Annotated in this window: 6 protein-coding genes and 2 tRNA genes; 3 read left to right on the forward strand and 5 right to left on the reverse strand. The window is 73.4% G+C overall.

Annotated features, from left to right (window positions below; all coding sequences use genetic code 11):
• Positions 1-138: 138 nt before the first annotated feature.
• From ACFWH7_RS09800 to ACFWH7_RS09810, 3 genes are all read right to left on the reverse strand, one after another.
• Positions 139-639, reverse strand: coding sequence for a DUF3145 domain-containing protein (locus ACFWH7_RS09800; protein WP_047233028.1), 501 nt, complete (start codon positions 637-639; stop codon positions 139-141).
• Positions 640-810: 171 nt separating this feature from the next.
• Complete coding sequence (gene def / locus ACFWH7_RS09805; protein ID WP_047233027.1) at positions 811-1,296, reverse strand: peptide deformylase; 486 nt, start codon at positions 1,294-1,296, stop codon at positions 811-813.
• A gap of 68 nt (positions 1,297-1,364) precedes the next feature.
• Entirely contained in the window at positions 1,365-2,171 is an 807-nt protein-coding gene (locus ACFWH7_RS09810; protein ID WP_378216323.1) for a DUF1206 domain-containing protein, read from the reverse strand.
• Positions 2,172-2,311: 140 nt separating this feature from the next.
• On the opposite strand from ACFWH7_RS09810, the gene ACFWH7_RS09815 reads away from it, so the two are divergent.
• A complete protein-coding gene (locus tag ACFWH7_RS09815; RefSeq protein ID WP_378216325.1) occupies positions 2,312-3,439 on the forward strand; it encodes an acyltransferase family protein in 1,128 nt (375 codons plus the stop codon).
• Here ACFWH7_RS09815 and ACFWH7_RS09820 read toward each other — a convergent pair.
• Positions 3,412-3,771, reverse strand: coding sequence for a DUF488 domain-containing protein (locus tag ACFWH7_RS09820; protein WP_378216327.1), 360 nt, complete (start codon positions 3,769-3,771; stop codon positions 3,412-3,414). The two genes, ACFWH7_RS09815 and ACFWH7_RS09820, sit on opposite strands and share 28 nt — an antisense overlap.
• Positions 3,772-3,842: 71 nt before the next feature.
• Positions 3,843-3,919 (reverse strand) — tRNA-Ile (locus tag ACFWH7_RS09825).
• A gap of 58 nt (positions 3,920-3,977) precedes the next feature.
• Between ACFWH7_RS09825 and ACFWH7_RS09830 the strand changes: the two genes are divergently transcribed.
• The gene (locus tag ACFWH7_RS09830; protein WP_378216328.1) at positions 3,978-4,493 is read left to right on the forward strand and encodes a hypothetical protein; all 516 of its coding nucleotides are present in this window, start codon (positions 3,978-3,980) and stop codon (positions 4,491-4,493) included.
• A 55-nt stretch (positions 4,494-4,548) separates the two neighbouring features.
• Positions 4,549-4,621, forward strand: a tRNA-Asn gene (locus tag ACFWH7_RS09835).
• Positions 4,622-4,762: the final 141 nt, after the last annotated feature.

The following is a 4,762-nucleotide window of genomic DNA, read 5'->3' on the forward strand; positions in this document are numbered from 1 at the left end:
CACACCCCGGGTGCTTTGGGGTGTGCCCCCGCGCCCCCCCGGCGCGCCGGGGGCCCCCCCGGCGGCCCCCCCCCTCCGTCGTGTCGTGGTGCAGGCGGCGAGCGGCGTCAGCCGACGCGGTGGAGCCAGCGCGCGGCGTCAGCCGACACGGTGGAGCCAGCGCACCGGGGCGCCGGCCCCGGCGTAGCGGAACGGCTCGAGCTCGTCGTCCCACGCCTTGCCGAGCGCGAGGTGCAGGGCGTCGCGCATGGCCCACGGCTCGCTCACCTGCTCGAGGGCGGCGCGGATACGGTCCTCGGGGACGACGATGTTGCCGTGCACGTCGGTCTGGGCGTAGAAGATGCCGAGGTCGGGCGTGTGGGACCAGCGACCGCCGTCCACCCCGTGGCTGGGCTCCTCGGTGACCTCGTAGCGCAGGTGGGACCAGCCGCGCAGCGCGGAGGCGAGCTTGGCCCCCGTCCCCTGCGGGCCCTGCCACGAGTACTCGGCCCGGTAGAGGCCGCGCGCGGCGGGCTGCTCGGTCCAGTCGAGCGACACGCGCACGCCGAGGACGTTGCCCGCGGCCCACTCCATGTGCGGGCACAGAGCACGCGGTGCTGAGTGCACGTAAAGAACACCGCGGGTGATGGCACCGGCCATGTCTGCCTCCCTAGGTCGAGGTTGCGTCTTCCCCAACGTCCTCACCGAGGGTGGTGTCACAGCACGTCACACGTACGTCGCGGCGTGTCTCGTGCCCATCTTGCACGACATCGCGCGTTCGCGCGAGAGATTCGCCGGGCGTGCCCGGCCGCGGTCAGGCGACGCGCGTCGTCACAGGTGGGCGCGCAGCTCCCGCATCGCCTTCTTGCGCACGGAGCGGTCGAGACGGTCGAGGTAGAGCATGCCGTCCAGGTGGTCGCACTCGTGCTGGAGGCAGCGGGCCATGAGCTCGGTGCCCTCTACGACGACCTCGTTGCCGTCGAGGTCCGTCCCCACGACGCGCGCGTACCAGGCACGGCGCGTCGGGTACCAGAGGTTGGGCACGGAGAGGCAGCCCTCGTCGCCGTCCTGGTAGTCGTCGGAGAGCTCGACGATGCGCGGGTTGAGCACGTACCCGATCTCGTCGTCGATGTTCCAGGAGAACGCCCGGAGGTTCACGCCGATCTGGTTGGCGGCGAGGCCCGCGCGGCCCTCGTGGTCGACGGTCTCGACGAGGTCCGCGACGAGCGAGCGCACGCGGTCGTCGATGGTGGTGATCTCGTCGCAGGGGGTGCGGAGCACGGGGTCCGGGATGGTCCGGATCTCTCTCATCGCCATGGGCGCCATTCTTCCATGCGCGCGCGGACGGGCGGCCGGCCTCACGGCCGGCGCGCCTGTCCGCCGCGTCACATGCGGGCGTACCGGGCGCGGGCGAAGGAGTAGAGCCCGTACGCGGCGAACCCGAGCCCCACGGCGACGAGCAGCACCGCGCCGAACGGCTGGGCGGCGAGGGTCGCGAACGCGGTGTCGAGCCCGCCCGCCTGCTCCGGGTCGTGCTGCACGGCGGCCACGACGAAGAGCGCGCCGAGAACGCCGAGCGCGACGCCCTTGGCGATGTAGCCGACCCGGCCGAGCGTCACGACCGCGCGACCGACGTTCCCTCCCGTGCCACCCTGCAGGTCCTCGAGGAACCTCTTCCGCCAGCCCTTGACCACGTGGTAGACCCCGGCGGCGACGATCCCGACGCCGACGGCACCGACGAGCAGGACGCCGCCCGGCTTCTGCATGAGCGTCGCCGTCATGCTCTCCTCCCGGCCGGAACCGCCCGCCGACCCGTTCACGACCTGCACGGCGAGCACCCCGAGCGCGAGGTAGAGGACGGCCTTGCCGGCGGCCTTGAGCCGGTCGGACGTCTCGGCGGCGCCGCTCACCGCCACGGTGAGCTGCCACAGCGCGAGCGCGGCAAACGCCACGACGGCGAACCAGAGGAGGGCGGTCCCGCCCGGAGTCTGCGCGATGGCGGTGAGAGCGCCGGTCTGGTCCGCCTGCTCGCTCGACGCCGAGCCCGTGGCGACCTGGACCGCAAGGACGCCCACCACGAGGTGGAGCACACCGCTGACCGCGTACCCGGCACGCGCCAGGAGCTCGAGCATCCTGCTGCCCCGTGCGCCTCGCGCTGCCGCCTTGCCCGTCGAGCTGATGCTCGGTGCCACTGGACCTCCTCGGTCGTCGGGACGCCGCCCCCAGCGTCGCCGGGTTCTCCGGCCCGGACACGGTGCCAGCCCTGCGCCGTGCACGCACGTCGAACGGCACTCCCAGGTCCTTCAGATCACGGTTTGGTAACGTGCCTCGAATGCCCTCGACGACTCCGCGCCTCGCCGTGCTCGACGGACTCCGGTTCGCGGCCGCTGCGGCGGTGCTCGTGTATCACTTCGTCGCCGTCAACCACCATGCGTGGGGCGAGCGGACGAGCGACTCCCTGCCGGGCGCGCAGGGCGTCGCCGCCTTCGGCTCCTTCGGCGTCCAGCTCTTCTTCGTCGTGTCCGGGTTCGTCATCCTCATGACCGCGTGGGGACGGGACGTGCGCGGCTTCGTCGCCTCGCGCGCCGGGCGACTGTTCCCCGCGTACTGGGCGGCGGTCATCCTCACCCTGCTGCTGCTCGTCCTGGTCATCCCCGGGCGCCGCGACATCGACCTCCCTCAGGCGGCGGCCAACCTCACCATGGTCCAGCGCGCGTTCGGGATCCCGGACCTGGAGGCCGTCTACTGGACGCTCTGGTCCGAGCTGCGGTTCTACGTCCTCGTCGGCGTGCTCGTGGCCGTCGGGCTCACTCGCGCGCGGGTGCTCGCGTTCGTCGTGCTGTGGCCGGTCGCGGGGGCGATCGCCACGCAGACGGGCTCCGAGCTCGTCGCGACCGTCCTCGTCGCGCCCGACGCCCCGCTCTTCGCCGGCGGGATGGTGCTCTACCTCCTCACACGGGAGCGCCGCTCGCCGGTCCTGTGGCTGGCGCTCGCGCTCGACGTGGTGCTCGCGGCCGCCGTCTCGGGCAGGATCCAGGCGGCCCGCATCGAGAACAGCACCGACGTCGTCGTGTCCCCGACCGTGTGGTGGGTCGCGATCGTCCTGTGCTTCGCCGTCGTCGCCGCCGCGACGCTCACCCCGCTCGCCCGGGTCTCCTGGGGCTGGCTCACCGCGCTCGGCGCCCTGACGTACCCGCTCTACCTCGTCCACTCGTCGTGGGGGCGGTGGGTGATCGAGTCCGTGCACCCGTACCTGTCCCGGGCGGCGACGCTGGCCGTGGCCGTCGCCGTGTGCCTGGTGCTCGCCTGGGCGATCCACCGCGCCGTCGAACGTCCGCTCGGCCCGCGGCTGCGCCGCGCCCTCGACCGCGACCTCCGCCGCGGCCCGGAGTCACCCGGTCGGCGGGCCGCGCCGGCCGTCCACCGCGACGGTCAGGAGGGGGCAGTCGCCGCCAGGTAGTCCCGGAGCACGACCGCCTGGTTGTGCTCCTCGTCCTTCGCCCCGTACACGAGCGTCACCACGGGATGCTGCTCGACGACGTCCCGCAGCTCCCCCACCGCCTCGCCGTTCGCGTCGAGCTCGGCCCGGTACCGCTCGGCGAACTCGTCGAACAGCCGCTCCTCGTGGTGGAACCAGCGCCGCAGCTCGGTCGACGGAGCGACCTCCTTGAGCCACAGGTCCACGTGCGCCTTCTCCTTGGTCTCGCCGCGCGGCCACAGGCGGTCGACGAGCACACGGAACCCGTCGCCCTCGTCGGCCGGCTCGTACACCCGCTTGATCCGCACCGTCATGGGGCCATGACACCGCGCGGTGCCGCGCACCGCATCCGCGGAGCGGAGCGGAGATGGACGGATCAGCCCGATGGTGCCCCGTGCAGGACTTGAACCCGCGACCGAGAGATTATGAGTCTCCTGCTCTGACCAGCTGAGCTAACGGGGCGCGCGGGCGAGCATACCGCCCGTCCCGCGGGCCGACCCGGAGCGGCTACGGTGGGGACGTGTCCTGGTTCCGCCGTCCCAGCCTGCCCGACCCGGTCCGCCGTGCGCTCGACGTCCCGGCGGACGACCGCGTGCTCGCCTCGGCCGAGCTGACCGACGGCTCGTGGGCGGTCGCGACGCGTACCGAGCTCCTCACGAGCGACCCGACGGGCACGACCGTCGCGCGCCGTCCGTGGTCGGACGTCGACCGGGCGGGGTACGCGCCCGAGACGGCCACGATCACGGTCTCGTGGGTCGACGGCAGCGCTCCCCTGGCCCTCCGGCTCGCCGACGCGCGCCGGACGTCGCTCGCCCAGACCCTGCGCGAGCGCGTGCAGTCGTCGGTGGTCCTGTCGGAGACCGTGACGTTCGCCGCAGGGCTCACCGCGCGGGTCGCGGTGCGGCGTGACGGCGACGGCGAGCTCTTCTCGCAGGTCGTCGCGGACCCCGGCGTCGACCTGACCGACCCCGAGGTGACGGCCCGCGTGGACGCGGCGGAGGGGCGGGTCCGGTCGGCGTCCGGACTACCCCTCTGAGCCTGCTAGAGTTTTCCCCGGTCGCTGCGGTGCACACCGCGACGGCCATGATCGATCCCGCGTAGCTCAGCTGGCAGAGCATCCGACTGTTAATCGGACGGTCGTAGGTTCAAGTCCTACCGCGGGAGCCCACGGGCTCGGGGGGGGGCGCCCCCCCCGGCGGGGGGCGCCGCGCGGGAGGCCAAGCGGCCCCGGTCCGGCCCCGCGGCGAGCGCCCGGTGCCCCCCGCCGACGACCGGTACGTCGACCGGCGCGGTCACCGCGATGCA

It is taken from the genome of Cellulosimicrobium cellulans, from assembly GCF_042723955.1.
GTDB classification, from domain to species: domain Bacteria; phylum Actinomycetota; class Actinomycetes; order Actinomycetales; family Cellulomonadaceae; genus Cellulosimicrobium; species Cellulosimicrobium cellulans_H.